The organism is Variovorax sp. DAIF25, assembly GCF_050711835.1.
Classification (GTDB): domain Bacteria; phylum Pseudomonadota; class Gammaproteobacteria; order Burkholderiales; family Burkholderiaceae_C; genus Variovorax.
In genome coordinates this window covers 6,877,081-6,893,394 of record NZ_CP136636.1, presented here as the reverse complement: position 1 = coordinate 6,893,394, position 16,314 = coordinate 6,877,081, and the positions used below count along the sequence as shown (strand labels likewise).

At 70.0% G+C, this 16,314-nt stretch carries 12 protein-coding genes; 4 read left to right on the top strand and 8 right to left on the bottom strand.

The annotated features are described in order from the left end of the window. Window positions 1–142: 142 nt before the first annotated feature. The 4 genes from atpE to R0232_RS31845 all read right to left on the bottom strand — a co-directional run bounded on the left by atpE (window position 143) and on the right by R0232_RS31845 (window position 5,937). Window positions 143–382: a F0F1 ATP synthase subunit C gene (gene atpE, locus R0232_RS31860; RefSeq protein ID WP_057594681.1), complete on the bottom strand. Its 240-nt coding sequence runs from the start codon at window positions 380–382 to the stop codon at window positions 143–145. A gap of 94 nt (window positions 383–476) precedes the next feature. Further along, a complete protein-coding gene (locus R0232_RS31855) occupies window positions 477–1,364 on the bottom strand; it encodes a DMT family transporter (protein WP_431510620.1) in 888 nt (295 codons plus the stop codon). Window positions 1,365–1,426: 62 nt separating this feature from the next. Further along, complete coding sequence (gene uvrA, locus R0232_RS31850) at window positions 1,427–4,522, bottom strand: excinuclease ABC subunit UvrA (RefSeq protein WP_431510619.1); 3,096 nt, start codon at window positions 4,520–4,522, stop codon at window positions 1,427–1,429. A gap of 47 nt (window positions 4,523–4,569) precedes the next feature. Next, window positions 4,570–5,937 (bottom strand): chloride channel protein, encoded by a 1,368-nt coding sequence (locus R0232_RS31845; protein WP_093354358.1) that lies wholly within the window; start codon window positions 5,935–5,937, stop codon window positions 4,570–4,572. Window positions 5,938–6,075: 138 nt separating this feature from the next. Here R0232_RS31845 and ssb point away from each other — a divergent pair, with 138 nt between their 5' ends. Next, window positions 6,076–6,615, top strand: coding sequence for a single-stranded DNA-binding protein (gene ssb / locus R0232_RS31840; RefSeq protein WP_296797105.1), 540 nt, complete (start codon window positions 6,076–6,078; stop codon window positions 6,613–6,615). A gap of 76 nt (window positions 6,616–6,691) precedes the next feature. Here the strand turns inward: ssb and R0232_RS31835 are convergent, their stop codons facing one another. Further along, a complete protein-coding gene (locus tag R0232_RS31835; protein ID WP_431510618.1) occupies window positions 6,692–8,602 on the bottom strand; it encodes a sialate O-acetylesterase in 1,911 nt (636 codons plus the stop codon). Window positions 8,603–9,395: 793 nt separating this feature from the next. Here R0232_RS31835 and R0232_RS31830 point away from each other — a divergent pair. The 3 genes from R0232_RS31830 to pqqA all read left to right on the top strand — a co-directional run bounded on the left by R0232_RS31830 (window position 9,396) and on the right by pqqA (window position 12,898). Continuing rightward, window positions 9,396–10,436, top strand: a complete 1,041-nt coding sequence (locus R0232_RS31830) for a ThuA domain-containing protein (RefSeq protein ID WP_281078201.1) — start codon at window positions 9,396–9,398, stop codon at window positions 10,434–10,436. Window positions 10,437–10,553: 117 nt separating this feature from the next. After that, window positions 10,554–12,770 (top strand): PQQ-binding-like beta-propeller repeat protein, encoded by a 2,217-nt coding sequence (locus R0232_RS31825; RefSeq protein ID WP_431510617.1) that lies wholly within the window; start codon window positions 10,554–10,556, stop codon window positions 12,768–12,770. 53 nt (window positions 12,771–12,823) lie between these two features. Next, complete coding sequence (pqqA, locus tag R0232_RS31820) at window positions 12,824–12,898, top strand: pyrroloquinoline quinone precursor peptide PqqA (protein ID WP_093354476.1); 75 nt, start codon at window positions 12,824–12,826, stop codon at window positions 12,896–12,898. 83 nt (window positions 12,899–12,981) lie between these two features. Here the strand turns inward: pqqA and R0232_RS31815 are convergent, their stop codons facing one another. The 3 genes from R0232_RS31815 to R0232_RS31805 are packed head-to-tail and all read right to left on the bottom strand — an operon-like array spanning window position 12,982 to window position 16,255. After that, entirely contained in the window at window positions 12,982–14,424 is a 1,443-nt protein-coding gene (locus tag R0232_RS31815) for an ELWxxDGT repeat protein (RefSeq protein WP_431510616.1), read from the bottom strand. After that, a complete protein-coding gene (locus R0232_RS31810; protein WP_296778968.1) occupies window positions 14,424–15,704 on the bottom strand; it encodes a TRAP transporter large permease in 1,281 nt (426 codons plus the stop codon). The genes R0232_RS31815 and R0232_RS31810 overlap by 1 nt, the downstream gene beginning before the upstream one ends. Continuing rightward, on the bottom strand, window positions 15,701–16,255 hold the full coding sequence (locus R0232_RS31805; protein WP_296796209.1) for a TRAP transporter small permease: 555 nt from the start codon (window positions 16,253–16,255) through the stop codon (window positions 15,701–15,703). The genes R0232_RS31810 and R0232_RS31805 overlap by 4 nt, the downstream gene beginning before the upstream one ends. Between the last annotated feature and the right edge of the window lie 59 nt (window positions 16,256–16,314).

The following is a 16,314-nucleotide window of genomic DNA, read 5'->3' as shown; positions in this document are numbered from 1 at the left end:
GCACGAATGGTGCCAGTGGCCGGCACGTGCGCGGCCCCGATGTCCCCAAAAAAAGAAGCGGCATCGATCCGGATCGATGCCGCCTGCGATGCCCTCGAAGAGGGCGTGGCGCCTGCGTGGTGCGCCGCTTCTTTCGCGTCGATCAGCCGAAGGGGCTGGCGGTCGCGAACCACAGGCCGATGCCGGTGGCGATGATGAAGGCCCCGTCGGTCACGCCCGCGACCAGGAAGAACTTGGTCTGCAGCGTGTCGACCATCTCGGGCTGGCGCGTCGTTCCTTCGAGGAACTTCTGCCCCACCAGCGCGATGCCGATGCACGAGCCCAGTGCCGCGATGCCGATCAGCAGGGCGACCGCGAGGGGGAGGATGTTGAAGCCGTTCATGGTGCTTTCTCCAGTGGTTGATGCTTGGACGTACTGTCCCGCATCGACTGCACCGGGTCCATGACCTCGCGAGTCATGCGCGCGCGGCGGCGGCTCAGCTCCGCGCGGCGCGCGAGGGCCACAGCACCGAGGCGATCGCCACCATCATCAGCGCCACCGCCACCCAGTCCTGCCAGTGCACCGCCTCGCCGAGCCACACGGCGCCGCTGAACACGCCGAGCACCGGGATGAACATCACGCTGAGCGTGGAGGCCACGGGCGGCAGCCCGCGCGCGAGATAGAACCACGCCGCGTGCGCGAAGCCGAAGATCAGCACCGCGTTGTAGAGGATCGCGCCCCAGGTCACGCTGCCGGGCCAGCGCCACTGGTCGCGCTCGAACAGCGCAGACAGCACCGTCATCACCACCGCGGTGAGCGCCGTCATCCAGAACGAGAGCGTGAGCGTCGGCAGCCCGATGCGCGTGTGGCGCAGCAGCTGCGTGCCCAGCGCCCAGGTGGCCGCGGCCACCAGCGCGAGCGCGACATAGCCGGGCCGGCCCGCGAGGTCGGTGAGCTCGTGCCACAGCAGCAGGCCCACGCCGATCGCGCAGGCGCCCACGCCGGTCCAGGCGCGGCGCGAGAGCGCGGCCGAGAACAGCAGCGCGCCGATCACGGCCGAGAACACCGGCATGGTGTAGCCGAGGATGGCCGCGCGCCCGCCCGACAGCGCCTTCACCGCGAGGATGATGCAGGCGTGCCAGACGAACATGTTGGTGGCGGCCAGCCACAGCAGCTCGGGCCAGGCGCCGCGCGGCACGCGGAACGGCACCTTCATCCACGCCAGCGCCAGGCCCAGCACCGGCAGCCCGAGCCAGATCGAGATCGCGCGGAAGGCCAGCGGCGGATAGTCCGCCACGCCGAGCTTCATCACCGGCCAGTTGAGGCCCCAGGCGAGGGTCAGCAGGACGAGGATGACGAACTGGCGCGGGGTGAAGGAAGGCATGGGCCGCGATTGTGGCGCGCCGCGGCGCTTCGTGCAGGCGGAGGGGCCCGCGCGCCCCGCCTTCAGGTCGGCAGCAGCCGCTTGAGGTAATGCCCCGTATGGCTCGCCTCGTTCGCCGCCAGGTCCTCGGGCGTGCCCGCGCCCACCACCGTGCCGCCGCCGGCACCGCCCTCGGGGCCCATGTCGATCAGCCAGTCGGCGGTCTTGATGACGTCGAGGTTGTGCTCGATCACGACGATGGTGTTGCCCGCGTCGCGCAGCTGGTGCAGCACCTTGAGCAGCAGCTCGATGTCGGCGAAGTGCAGGCCGGTGGTCGGCTCGTCGAGGATGTAGAGCGTGCGCCCGGTGTCGCGCTTGCTGAGCTCGAGCGCGAGCTTCACGCGCTGCGCCTCGCCGCCCGACAGCGTGGTGGCCGACTGGCCGAGCTTGATGTAGCTGAGGCCCACGTCGAGCAGGGTGCGCAGCTTGCGCTCGATGGTCGGCACGGCTTTGAGGAACTCGTGCGCGACCTCGACCGTCATGTCGAGGATCTGCGCGATGTTGCGGCCCTTGTACTGGACCTCGAGCGTCTCGCGGTTGTAGCGCTGGCCGTGGCAGACCTCGCAGGGCACGTAGACGTCGGGCAGGAAGTGCATCTCGACCTTCACCACGCCGTCGCCCTGGCAGGCCTCGCAGCGCCCGCCCGCCACGTTGAAGCTGAAGCGGCCCGGCCCGTAGCCGCGCTCGCGCGCAGTGTTGGTCTCGGCCATCAGCTCGCGGATCGGCGTGAACAGGCCCGTGTAGGTGGCCGGGTTGCTGCGCGGCGTGCGGCCGATCGGGCTCTGGTCGACGTTGATGACCTTGTCGAAGTACTCGATGCCTTCGACCGCCTCGTGCGGCGCGGGCTCCTCGTGGGCGCGGTAGAGCGTGCGCGCGACCGCGCTGTAGAGCGTGTCGTTGACCAGCGTGGACTTGCCCGAGCCCGAGACGCCGGTGACGCAGGTCAGCAGGCCGACCGGAAAGGCCACGCTCACGTTCTTGAGGTTGTTGCCGCTGGCGCCGACCACGCGGATCTCCTGCAGCGCGGTTTGCGAGGCGAGGTGCGCGGCCTCGCGCGCGGCGCGGCGCTCGGCCGCGGGGCTCTGCGGAAAGCGCGAGGCCTTGCGCGGCTCGGCGGGCACTTCCTTCTTCACCACCGGCAGCCACGGCGTGCGGCGCTTCGGCACCTCGATCTTCTTCGCGCCCGACAGGTACTGGCCGGTCAGCGATTCGGGGTTGGCCGCCACCTGCGCGAAGCTGCCCTGCGCCATCACGCGGCCGCCGTGCACGCCGGCGCCCGGGCCCATGTCGATCACGTGGTCGGCGGCGTGGATCATGTCCTCGTCGTGCTCGACCACGATCACGCTGTTGCCGATGTCGCGCAGATGCTTGAGCGTGCCGATCAGGCGGTCGTTGTCGCGCTGGTGCAGGCCGATGCTGGGCTCGTCGAGCACGTACATCACGCCGGTCAGGCCCGAGCCGATCTGCGAGGCGAGGCGGATGCGCTGCGCCTCGCCGCCCGACAGCGTCTCGGCGCTGCGGTCCAGGCTCAGGTAGTTGAGGCCCACGTCGTTGAGGAACTTGAGGCGCAGGCCGATCTCGCGCACCACCTTGTCGGCGATCTCGGCCTTGGCGCCGCGCAGCTGCAGGCGCTGGAACCACGAGAGGCTGTCGCGCAGGGTCAGGCGGCTCAGTTCGAAGATCGCCATGCGCGGCGGCTCGCCGCCATCGGCCGGGCGTGCCGACTCGTCGACCAGGAACACGTTGCGCGCCTCACGCCGCAGCCGCGAGCCGCCGCATTCGGGGCAGGGCTGGAAGCTGCGGTAGCGCGCGAGATCCTCGCGCACCATCACCGAATCGGTCTCGCGGTAGCGCCGCGCCATGTTCGGGATGATCCCCTCGAAGGGATGCTTCTTCGTGAGCTTCTTGCCCGCGAAGTTGCCCGACTCCATGGTGTAGTTGAACTTGATCTCCTCGCCAGCGGAGCCGTGCAGCAGCACCTGCTGCACCGAGGCCGGCAGCGATTCGAAGGGCGCGTCGACGTCGAACTTGTAGTGCTTCGCGACGCTCTCGATCATGCTGAAGTAGTAGCCGTTGCGGCGGTCCCAGCCCTTGATCGCGCCGCTGGCCAGCGACAGCGAGGGGAAGGCCACCACGCGCGCCGCGTCGAACACCTCGCTGTGGCCCAGGCCGTCGCAGCTCGGGCAGGCGCCCACGGGCGAGTTGAACGAGAACAGCCGCGGCTCGAGCTCGGCCAGCGAGTAGTGGCAGATCGGGCAGGAGAACTTGGCGTTGAACAGGTGCTCGCGGTCGGGCTGGCCCTCGCCGCCGAGCTCGAGCACCAGCGCGCGGCCCTCGGCCAGGCGCAGCGCGGCCTCGAAGCTCTCGGCCAGGCGCTGCTGCATGTCGGGGCGTGCGCGCAGCCGGTCGATCACCACGTCGATGTCGTGCTTCTCGGTCTTCTTGAGCTTGGGCAGGTCGTTGTATTCGTAGGTCTGGCCATCGACGCGAAAGCGGATGTAGCCCGCGGCCTGCATCTCGGCGAACAGCTCGACGAACTCGCCCTTCTTCTCGCGCGCCACCGGCGCGAGGATCATCAGCCGCGGTTCCTCGCCCAGGCCCAGGGTCGCATCGACCATCTGCGAGACGGTCTGCGCCTGCAGCGGCAGGTGGTGGTCGGGGCAGAAGGGCGTGCCGGCGCGCGCATAGAGCAGGCGCAGGTAGTCGTGGATCTCGGTCACCGTGCCCACGGTGGAGCGCGGGTTGTGGCTGGTGGCCTTCTGCTCGATGCTGATCGCGGGCGACAGGCCCTCGATCACGTCGACGTCGGGCTTGTCCATCAGCTGCAGGAACTGCCGCGCATAGGCCGACAGGCTCTCGACGTAGCGCCGCTGGCCCTCGGCATAGAGCGTGTCGAAGGCCAGGCTCGACTTGCCCGAGCCCGACAGGCCGGTGATCACCACCAGCTTGTTGCGCGGGATGTCGAGGTCGACGTTCTTGAGGTTGTGGGTGCGCGCGCCGCGGATGCTGATGCGCTGCTGGGCCAGCACGGCGCCCAGGTACGCTTCGCGTTGGGCGTCGCGCTCGCTTTCGCGTTCAGCTTCTGCTTGCGCAGTGTCTTCGGTGGCTTTTGAATTCAAGGGGCGATCGTCCGAGGGCAACCGGACATGATAGACCGCCCGGGATGTCATGGCGAGCGGGGCGGTTCTTCGCGGGCGACGGGCTCCTGCGGCTGCGCCGCGAGCCGCCCGGTGGCCACGCCCACCATGTGCTCGGCCAGCGTCTCGTACAGCGGCCGGCTGATCATGCGCGAGACCAGGCTCGCGAGCATGGCCGAGGCCATCAGGCTCAGCACCATGGCGTGGCCGTCGACCATCTCCATCACGATGATGAAGGCCGTCAGCGGCGCCTGCGTGACCGCGGCCAGGAAGCCGGCCATGCCGAGCGCGATCAGCGCCGGCCCGAACTCGGGGCTCGCGAGCCGCGCGATGGCGTCGCCGATGCCGGCGCCGATCGACAGCGAGGGCGCGAAGATGCCGCCCGGTGCGCCGCTCCAGGCCGTGAGCCAGGTGGCGATGAACTTCAGCAGCGTGTAGAGCGGCGAGAGCGGGGCCTCGCCATGCAGCATCCGCTTGACCGCCTCCGAGCCCGCGCCGTAGGTGACGCCGCCCGTGGCCAGGCCGATGACGGCCACGGCCAGCCCGCAGGCGGCCGCGAAGCGCACCGGATAGCGCCGGCGCCAGTGGTTCAGGCGCTGCGGCGCGCCGGTCAGCGAGGCGATCAGCAGGCGCGCGAACAGCCCGCCCGCCACGCCGCTGAGCAGCGCCACCGCCAGGCCCGGGCCGAGCAGGCTCCAGTCCAGGTGCGGCACGCGGATCACGCCGAAATAGCTGAGGTTGCCGAAGGCCGACACCGCCACCAGGCCGGCGAGCACGATGCCGGTGATGATCACGCCGCTGGCGCGTGCCTCGAGCCGGCCCGACAGCTCCTCGATGGCGAACACCACGCCCGCGAGCGGCGCGTTGAACGCGGCCGCGATGCCGGCCGCGCCGCCGGCCACCAGCAGCGCGCGCATGTCGATGGTGCTGCCGGGCGACAGCCAGCGTTTCGCGTGCTGCATCACGCCGGCCGCCACCTGCACCGACGGCCCTTCGCGCCCCACCGACAGGCCGGCCGCGAAGCCCGCGGCGCCGAGCCCGATCTTGGCCAGCGTCAGCCGCAGCGAGGCGAACAGGCCGCGCCGCTCCGAGGGCAGATCGGGATCGAGCGCGGCCTTGATCTGCGGGATGCCCGAGCCCGCCGCGCCCGGGAACCAGCGCCGCGTGGCCCAGACGATGGCGGCCGTGAGCGCCGGCGTCCACAGCAGCACGGCCCAGGGATGGCGCCGGAACAGGCCCTCGAACAGCGCGAAGGCCCATTCGGCTGCGTGCGTGAAACCGACCACGAACAGGCCCGCGAGCACCGCGTAGCCGAGCACGATGGCGCGGTCGATCCACAGGCGCCAGCCCGAAAACTCGGCGCGCAGGTTCTGCAGGAAGTCGGGCTCGTGATTCATCGGTCCAGCCCGCCATTCTGCCGCGCGGTATCCGGCCGCCGTGCCAGCGGAGGCCGCGTCGCCCGGCCCATCGGGCACAATGCGTGTCCTTCTTTTTCCTTCAAACCTCCTCTTACTCATTCATCAGGGGCAGCGCACATGGCATCGGTCAACAAAGTCATCCTCGTCGGCAATCTCGGCCGCGATCCCGAAACCCGTACCTTCCCGAGCGGCGACCAGGTCTGCAACGCGACCCTCGCGACCACCGACAAGTGGAAGGACAAGCAAAGCGGCGAGATGCGCGAAGCCACCGAGTGGCACCGTCTCGTGTTCAACGGCCGCCTGGCGGAAATCGCCGCGCAGTACCTGCGCAAGGGCTCGCAGATCTACGTCGAAGGCCAGATCCGCACGCGCAAGTACACCGACAAGGACGGCGTCGAGAAGTACGCCACCGACATCCGCGTCGACCAGATGCAGATGCTCGGCAGCCGCCAGGGCCAGGGCGCCCCGTCGGGCGGCGGCTACGACGACGGCGGCTACTCGCAGGGCAATGGCGGCGGCGGTGGTGGTGGCGGCTACGCCCCCGCACCGGCACGTGCTCCGGCCGCCGCGCCGCGCGCACCGGCGCCCGCACCGCGCCAGGCACCGGCCAAGTCGTCGTCGGGCTTCGACGACATGGACGACGACATTCCGTTCTGATCCGAAGGGTCATCCCTTCCAAGGCAAAGGCCGGCTCTCCAGGGAGCCGGCCTTTTTTCTTGCCGGGCGCTGCCGCTCAGGGGCGGCGTTCCTTCGCGTAGACATCGCTGATGGTGCCGGCGTCGAGCGCGCTGTCGTAGACGCGCACGTTGTCGAGCAAGCCGTCGTCCAGCCCGTTGGCGTTCATGAAGGCGCCGATCGTGAAGACGCCGGCGGAGTCGCGCAGGGCGGCGACCCCCGTCTTTTCCGACACCTTCACGCCGTTCCTGTAGAGCCGCAGCATGCCGCCGGAGGCAGCCGCGTCATAGGTGGCGACGAACTGGTACCAGTTGCCGAGTGCGGGGGGACCGAGCGGGTCCGCCACCAGCTCGAATCCCTGGCCATGTCCGCCGGCCGACACCGTCCTGCCCTGGGGCAGGAAGAAGGCGTGCTGGCCGGCGGCCCGTCCCTGGTTGTCGCTCGACACGAGGTTCTGGGCGCCCGCGTAGCTGCTGAACTTCACCCACACCGACTTGGTATAGGCCGTGGCGTTGATCGCGCGCGGCACCGTGACCCATCCCGGCGTGCCCGTGTCCTGCGACAGCCGCATGACCTTGCCGCGCACGGCGTCGTCCACGAAGCCGACGCCCTTGCCGGCGGCCGTGCCGTTCATCGCGGCGCCCAGCGAGCCGGTGTTCGCCAGGTTGCCGGCCTCGAAGGTGTATTCGAAAGCCGCCGGCGGCACGCCGACCGTCTGCGCCGGCAAGGTGGCCACGGCATCCAGCTGGGCCGCGGTGCCCAGGCCGGCCTGGCCCACGGCGGCGATGCGCACCGAGTAGCTCGCGTCGGGTTTCAAGCCGCTCAGCGTGATGGAGGTTGCCAGGCTGGTGGCGAATCCCGTGTCGGTCCAGGCGGCCTCGCCGGACAGGCGGTGGGCGATCCGGTAGCCCGTGATGGCATTGCGGCCCGACAGGGCGGGCGCGGTCCAGCGCAACTCGATCCAGGTGGCTCCCGCGGTGGTGCTCAAGGCCGTCGGTGCCGCGGGCAGCGTGAAGGCCGTCGGGGCATTGGCCAGGGCCGGCGGCAGTTGGGCGAAGTAGCGCCGCCCGTGTTCCCGTTGGCCCGCCGCGCTGAAGTGGATGGGGTCGCCGGGAGGAGAGGCCAGGCCGGTGGACGAGGCCACGGCGGTGAACGGAACGCGCCGCGGCGTCTCGTCGATGGCCTGCATGATGTTCGCCTTGGCCGCCGTCGTTTCGCCGGCCGCGTTGAAGGTGGTGTCGACCAGTCCCCAGCTGTCGGTGAACTTGCCCAGGATCATCGGCGCCGAAGCGGCCCCGGCGATGCGAGCCCGGAACCCGTAGATGGCCGCGTCGAGCGCCGCCGCATAGCGGGCCGGCTGCGAGCCCCAGAAGCGGACATCGTCTTCCCCCTGATGCCAGAGGATGCCCGCGAACCTGTTGTTCGGATGCGTGGCCATGGCCGCATTGGCCCGTTCCACGGCTTGTTCGAACAGGTCGTTTCCGGGATTCCAGCGCTGTTGGTAAAAGCCGGTGCCGCCGAAAGCCGACGGCACCAGCAGGATGCCGCGGCCCTTGGGAAGGGTCTCGAGATAGGCCCTGGAAAACTGCATGGCCAGGCCCACTCCGTTGTCGCGTTGCGGATGGTCGAGCGGATCGAGTGCGGGAATGACGAAATTCCTGTGGTTGTTCCAGAAGCCCAATTGCTGGATGCGCGGATCCGGTGCATCCAGCACCGGATCGAAATTCCTGTCCCAGCCGACCATGTTCGATTGGCCGGCGAGCAGGAAGACGTCGAATCCTGTTTCGGCTGCAGTTTCCGGAACCGCCGGATCGGTCGTCGTGCCGGTTCCCGGCCAGGGGTCGCGGGTATCGCCGCCATTCGGCGCCACGGCGATGGGCATCGGGACGAAGCTCGTATCACCGCCGCCGCATCCTGCAAGGATCAGGCATGCGGCCGCGCGGACCAGAATATTCCTGAGAGATTTCACGATTTGCCTCCTTTTGCTACCGATCAATACGGCGGGCCGCTTTTTTCGAATTCGAAAAGCGGCCTTTTTGGAGGTCGGGAGTCTTTGGCAATTGGCTGACGGTCTTCTTACTGGTTCGAATTGATTCCTTGGGGATTGAATTCCGCTGCCTGTCCGAATTGCATTGGATATCGGTGGTGCTGGTGGCAGGCGGTAAATCCGGCTCTTTAAAATCCGATTTGCATTCCCAAAAGAAATTACTTGGATCGAGCCACGATCGAATTCGCGGCCGAGGACATCGGGAGACCGACCGGCCCACGCCAGGCATCCGCGCTGCGGGGATGCGGAAACGCCGCCGCGGGCTCGCAACCATCCCGAGCCACCCGGGCAGAGGAGGGTAAGCATGGAGATAGGAATGAATTTCTATACTGGAAATATTTTCCAGTTCTGCTTATGATTCCCCGCAGTCGGGCCCTCCGGCCCTGACTCCCTGCCCTGGAGACGATCCGTGCCACTGCCTCGCCCGTTGTCCGTGTCCGATCTGCGGCGCGTGCCGAACGCGCCGTCCTGAGCGTTCGCCCGCGTCCCCGCGCGTCTTTCGCGCGCCTCTTCCGCCGTCGCAACCGCAGCTTCCTTCGTTCGCCGAGGGAGGACGGCTTGCTGCATCCGGTCGAGGCAGGGCGCCGCTTTCCCGTCTGAGGCCGGCATTCCTTGGTGCTTCGTCGGCTGCTTCCCCGGCCACCGGAAGCAGCCGAGCCATCCCGGCAGGGCGCGTCCGCGCGGCCCCGGCCACGACTACAAGTAGGAGACTTCGTTGAAATCAGCTCATTCCCTGACCCTCGGCCTCGTGTCGAGCGCGGTGCTCGCCCTGGTCCTGACCGCCTGTGGCGGTGGCAGCGGCGGCGGTGCCGGCTTCGTGCCGGTCGCGGTGGCGCCGCCGCCCGCGGCGCCCGAAGAACCGGTGGACGACCGTCCCACCGATCCCGTGGCCGAGGCGCCCGACACCAGCTTCGACACCTACTACAACGTCTGCCGCGGCACCGACCCCAAGTGCTACAACGACTGGGGCGCCTTCGCCACCACGCCCGACCGCGTGCTGATCTACTCGCGCACCGCCGGGCCGCGCCATGCCAACCTCGGCACGCCGATGGGCACGGGCCTCAACCCGGTCATGAACCCCGACAACGTGATGCAGGCCGGCCTGGTGCGCATGCTCAAGGACGCGGGCATCACGGCCGACTGGACCGAGGACGTGGCGGTGCTCGGCAGCCGCATCAACAACTACAAGGCCGTGATCTTCGCGAGCTCGAACCGCGACACGCTGTGGAACGGCTCGGTCGCGACCAGCAACGACGCCGCGCGCACGGCGCTGCGCAACTACATGCGCCGCGGCGGCGGCTTCGTCGGGCTGCACAACGCCTTCGGCGCCGAATACAACTGGCCCTACTACGAAGGCCTGCTGGGCAACGCCAACTTCTACAACCACGGGCCCAACCGCTCGGGCGACGTCGAGATCATTGCCGACGATCCCTCCACCGTGGACCTGCCCAAGCGCTTCACCTTCCAGGACGAGTGGTACAACCTCGCGCCCTTCCCGACCAACGTGAAGTTCCTCGCCAAGGTCGACACCTCCACGCTCAAGCCGCTGACCTCGCCGCCGCATCCGGGCCATGCGGACTTCCATCCCGTGGCCTGGTGCCAGTACTACGACGGCGGCCGCGCCTGGCTCAGCACGCTGGGCCACAACGACCACTCGTTCAGCGCCAGCTCGACCGGGCCCGGCGCGGACCAGTTCCAGAAGCTGGTGGTGCAGGGCGTGAAGTCGGCCATGGGCCTGACGCCCTTCTGCACCTGACCCGACCCCACCGGCCTCGTGGCCCGCACGGCGCCCCGGCGCCGTGCGCGCGGTGCTGCGTGCCGCCTTCCTCTTTCCATCGCGGACAACCCTTCCTTCGGAGCGGAGATCTTCACCATGCGACTCACATCACTGGCAGCGACGCTGCTCGCCTGCGGCGCGATCGGCGCGCCCCTGCTGCTTTCCGGCTGCGGCGGCGGCGACTCGGGCGGCGGCGCCTTTCCCTGGTTCTCGGCGCCCCCGCCGGCACCCAATCCGCCGGCCCCGCCACCGGCACCGCCCGCGGCCGGCCCCTCGGCCGCCGAACTGGCCGACTGCTGCACCGCGGGCGACCGCGACTTCCCCAAGGTGGGCGGCAACCTCGGCAACCAGAACTACTCGAGCCTCGCGAAGATCGACAAGGCGCGCGTCGGCCAGCTCGGCGGTGCCTGGCTCAACCGCATCGAGGGCGGCACCAGCACCGGCAACAGCCAGAGCACCACGGTGGTGGTCGACGGCGTGATCTACATCGAATCGGCGCTCGGCAACCTGATCGCGGTCGACGGCAAGACCGGCGTCACCAAGTGGAAATGGACCACGCCCTACGGCGCGATCACGCGCCGCGGCGCGGCGGTCGCGAAGGACCTGGGCCTGGTCTACACCGTGGCCACGGGCAACCGGCTGGTGGCGCTCGACACGAACACCGGCAAGCCGGTCTGGATCAAGCAGTACCCGAGCAGCGCCACCGACGCCGACTACCAGGGCGCGGTGCAGAAGGTGGCGCTGGTCTATCACGACAAGCGCCTCTACGTGGGCACCAACGACGGCAACCGTGGCGCCGCCTTCTCGGCCGACGCGGCCACCGGCAAGGTGCTCTCCACCTTCTGGGGCGTGCCGCGCGCGGGCGAGCGCGGCTACGACACCTGGGGCGGCGCGCCCGAGTCGGACCGCACCGGTGCCACGCCGTGGATCCACCCCGCGGTCGATCCCGAGCTGGGGCTCGTCTACTGGACCTTCGGCAACGTGCGCGGCGGCTCCTCGCAGAACGGCTCCACGCGGCCGGGCCTGAACCTGTTCGCCAACTCGATCGTCGCGCTCGACCTCAAGACCGGCGAGTACAAGTGGCACTTCCAGTCGGTGCACCACGACATCTGGGACATGGACAACGTGATGTCGCCCGTGCTGGCCAACGTGAGGATCGCGGGCCAGGAGCGCAAGGTCGTGATCTACGGCAGCAAGACCGGCATGTACTACATCCTCGACCGCAAGGACGGCAGCGCGCCGCTGGGCATCGACGAGATGCCGGTCAAGCAGGACGCCCGGCAGGCGAGCTGGCCGACCCAGCCCTTCCCGCGCCAGGGCGCCTGGACCGAGACCTGCATCGTCGACCAGCCGCTGGGCACCGCGATCCCCGGCGACCCGAACCGCGCCGTGCCCAACTACCTCAAGGGCTGCCTCTACGACGCGCACTGGGACGTGCCGCTGCTGTCGATCCCGGGCCACGGCGGCGGCGCCAACTGGAACCACCAGTCCTTCAGCCCGCGCACCGGCCTGGTCTACACCGGCATGGGCTACGTCTCGGCCGCGCACTCGCTGACCGAGTCGAGCAACGGCCTGCGCCCGCCGGGCACCTACATGACGGGCGCGGTGGTGGCCGTCGACCCGAGCACCAACCTGGTCAAGTGGAAGAAGCTCATGCCCTATTCGCTGGCGCACGGCAACGGCATCCTGAGCACGGCCGCCGACCTGCTGTTCATCGGCCAGCCCGACGGCAACCTGCTCGCGCTCGACGCGGGCGACGGCAGCGAGCTGTGGCGCTTCCAGACCGGCGCGGCCATCGCCGCGAGCCCGGTGGCCTACGAGGTCGACGGCGAGCAGTACATCGCGGTCTATGCGGGCGGCACCAGCATTCCCTACGGCGACTCGGCGCCGCGCGGCGACTACCTCTGGGCCTTCAAGGTCGGCGGCACGGTGGCGCCGGCGGCCACGCCGAAGCCGCCCGAGGTGCGCCGGCCGGTGTCGGGCCAGCCGGTGGAAGGCGCGGCGCTGCCCACGCCCAACACCGTGTTCCTCGCGCGCGTGCAGACCGCGGCCAACGCGCCCGGCGCCAGCGAGAGCACCGCGGTCAACGCGATGACGCCGACCTGGATGCGCGTGCCCGCGAACACCACCGTGACCTTCACCAACCCCGCCGGCAATGCCAACCAGCACTGCGCCACGCAGTTCTTCGAGGGCCGCTTCGACTTCAAGCTCGCACCGGGCCAGTCGGCGCAGCACCGCTTCGACACGCCCGGCGAGTACTTCTACAACGACTGCCACAGCGCGCGACCGACCGGCAAGATCGTCGTGTACTGAGCCTGCGGGCGTTCCTCTTCCTCATTTCCCCCCACCTAGAAAGGAGCAAAGCGATGACCTGGAGCAAGCCCGCGTTCGTGGACCTGCGGTTCGGTTTCGAGATCACGATGTACATCGCCGCGCGCTGAGCGCGGCGCAACGAACGAAGGCCCCGGTGCGAACCGGGGCCTTTTTCGTTGGCGCAGGAAAGGGGCCGACGAGACGGCGCGGTTCAGCGCAGCCGCTCGCGCAGCGGATCGCCGATCAGCGTGGCGCGGCGCGCGTCGCCCTTCGTGCTGCGCGACCACAGGCGCTCGTTGCCGAGGCCGTCGTCGGCCACGAACAGCACCGCGTCGCCGAGCGCGACGAAGCCCAGCGGCATCGCATGGCGCGGTCCGGGCGCGACATCGGCCGCGAGCCGCGTGCCGGCCGCGCTGCCGTCGGTGGACCAGGGCTCCACACCGTGCACGCCGTCGTTCGCCGAGAACCACAGCCGGCCGCCGGCCTGCGCGAAACGTGCGGGCGAGCCGCTGCCGGGTCCCGGCCCCAGGTCCTTCACGCGCCGGGTGCCGGCGGCGCTGCCATCGCTGGTCCAGAGTTCGGCGCCCGTCTCGCCGTCGGTGGCGGCGAAGTAGAGCCGGCCGCCGAAGGCCGCGAGCGGGCCGGGCACCGAGCTCGCGGCGCCGGGCCGCAGGTCCTTCACCAGCCGCGTGCCGGCCTCGGTGCCGTCGCTGCGCCAGAGCTCGATGCCATGCGTGCCGTCCTCGGCCGCGAAGTAGAGCGTGCCGCCCACGGCCGTGAGATGCGCGGGCCGCGACGCGCCCTCGCCGGGCCGGATGTCCTTGACCATGCGCGTGCCGGCCTCGCTGCCGTCGCTGGTCCAGAGCTCGATGCCATGCCGGCCGTCGCTCGCGGTGAACCAGAGCCGGTCGCCGATCGCCACGAGGTTCTCGAGGTTGCCGTCCTCCGCGCCGGGGCGGATGTCCTTCACCAGCCGCGTGCTCTGGGGCGTGCCCTCGCTGACCCAGAGCTCGTGGCCGTGCGCGCGGCTGGTGGCGGTGAAGAACAGCCGCGGGCCGGCCGGGGTGAGCTGGCGCACCACCGCGCCCGGCCCCGCGTCGACCGAGGACACGCGTTGCGTGCTGCGCGCATCGCCGCCGGTCTTCCAGAGCTGGAAGCCGTGGCGGCCGTCGTTGGCGACGAAGTACAGCGCATCGCGCCAGGCCGTCAGTTCGGCCGGCATGGCGTCGGCCTCGCCGGGGTTCAGGTCGGTCACGCGCTGCGTGCCGCGCGCGGTGCCGTCGCTGCGCCACAGCTCGAGGCCGTGTTCGCCGTCGGTGGCGGTGAAGTAGACATGCGCGCCGAAGCGCGTCTGCCAGCTCGGGAAGGCGCCGCGAAAGCCGGGGCGGATGTCCTTCAGCAGCACGGTGCCGGCAGTGGTGCCGTCGCTGCTCCAGAGCTCCTGCCCGGTGGCCACGTGGAAGGCCGAGAACAGCACGCGCGGGCCCAGCCGCACCAGGCCGGTCGGCCCGACGAAGGCGCGCGGCTGCAGCTGCTCGGGCAGCACGTCGCGCGCCGGATCCTGTGCCGACGCCGCCAGCGGGGCGAGCAGCGCGAGCGCGGCACAGAGCGCGCGCAGCCGGCAGCGCGCAGGGAGGAGGGCGGGCGCGCGCATCAGCCGCCGAACCATTTGGCGGGCACCGTCACCAGCTGCGGGAACAGCACCATGAGGAACATGATCGCGAACTCCGCCACCATGAAGGGCAGCACGCCGCGCGTGACCTCGTCCATGCGCATGCGGCCCACGCCCGCCACCACGTTGAGCACCACGCCCACCGGCGGCGTGATCAGCCCGATCGAGTTGTTGATGATGAACATCACGCCGAAGTAGACGGGGTCGATGCCGGCCGCCACCACCACCGGCATCAGCACCGGCGTGAGGATCAGGATGGTCGGCGTCATGTCCATCGCCGTGCCCACCGCCATCACCAGCAGCATGATCGCGATCATCAGCACGATCTTGTTGCCCATGAAGGGCTCGAGCAGCGCAACCACCTTGGCGGGCAGGTCGGCCACCGTGATCAGCCAGGCGCTGACCATCGCGGCGGCGATCAGGAACATCACGACCGCGCTGGTCTTGGCGGCGCTCACGAAGATCTTGTAGAGATCGGGAAAGCGCAGCTCGCGGTAGACCACGGTGGCCACGAAGAGCGCGTAGACGGCGGCCACCACGGCCGCCTCGGTGGGCGTGAACACGCCCATGCGCAGGCCCACCAGGATGATCACCGGCAGCAGCAGCGCCCAGCCGGCCTCGCGCGCGGCCGCGACGATCTGGCGGCCCGACTGGCGCGGCGGCGGCTCGATCTTCTCGTGCCGCACCAGCCAGGCCCAGGTCACCCACAGCGCGCCGCCGATCAGCAGGCCGGGCACGATCGCCGCGAGGAAGAGCTTGGAGATCGAGACGTTGGCCGCCACGCCGAAGATCACGAGCCCGATGCTCGGCGGGATCACCGGGCCGATGACGCCGGTGGCCGCGATCAGCCCGCCCGCGCGGGCGCGGTCGTGGCCGGCCGAGACCATCATCGGCAGCAGCAGCGCGGTCAGCGCCGCCGCGTCGGCCACGGCCGAGCCCGACAGCGCCGACAGCAGGCAGCCCGCCATGATCGTCACGTAGCCCAGGCCGCCGCGCACGTGGCCCACCAGCGCGAGCGCCAGCGCGACGATGCGGCGCGACAGGCCGCCCGCGTTCATGATCTCGCCCGCGAGCATGAAGAAGGGCACGGCCAGCAGCGGGAAGCTGTCGGCGCCGCCGATCAGGTTCTGCGCCAGGATCTGGGCATCGAACAGGTCGAGCTGCCACATCAGCGCCACGCCGCTGGCCAGCAGCGCGAAGGCGATCGGCATGCCGAGTGCCATGGCCAGCAGCAGCGATCCGAGGAAGACGGCGATCGTCATGCGCGGCGCTCCCGTTCGGCCTCGAGCACCTGCGCGAGCGCGGCGGCTTCTTCCGATTCCTGGATCGCCACCAGCTGGTCGTCGGCCAGTTGGCCCGTGAGCAGGCGCAGCAACTCGATCAGCAGCAGCGCCGCCGCCAGCACCGAGAACACCAGGCCCGAGGCATAGACCACGGCCATCGAGGCGCCCGTGACCGGCGCCTCCACGTCCCAGTTGATCCGCGTCTGTGCCAGGCTGCCCTGGAACAGCAGCCACAGGATGTAGAGCATCAGCAGGTGGCTCGCGCCCAGGCACAGCTTGCGCCCCAGCGGCGGCAGCCGGCCGACCACCATGTCCACGCCGAGATGGGCATGCTCGCGCAGCGCCACCAGCGCACCCAGGAAGGTGATCCAGATGAACAGCCAGCGCGAGACCTCCTCGGACACGGTGATGCCCGAGTTGAGGCCGTAGCGCAGCACCACGTTGCCGAACACCAGCACCACCATCACGGCCAGGAAGGTCGCGATCAGCGCCTCCACCACGCGGCAGGCGCGATCGATCCATCGATTCATGTCGTCCTCTTCAATCCAGTCGGTGGGCGTGCGCCGTGCACGGGGCGCACTGGGCGCAC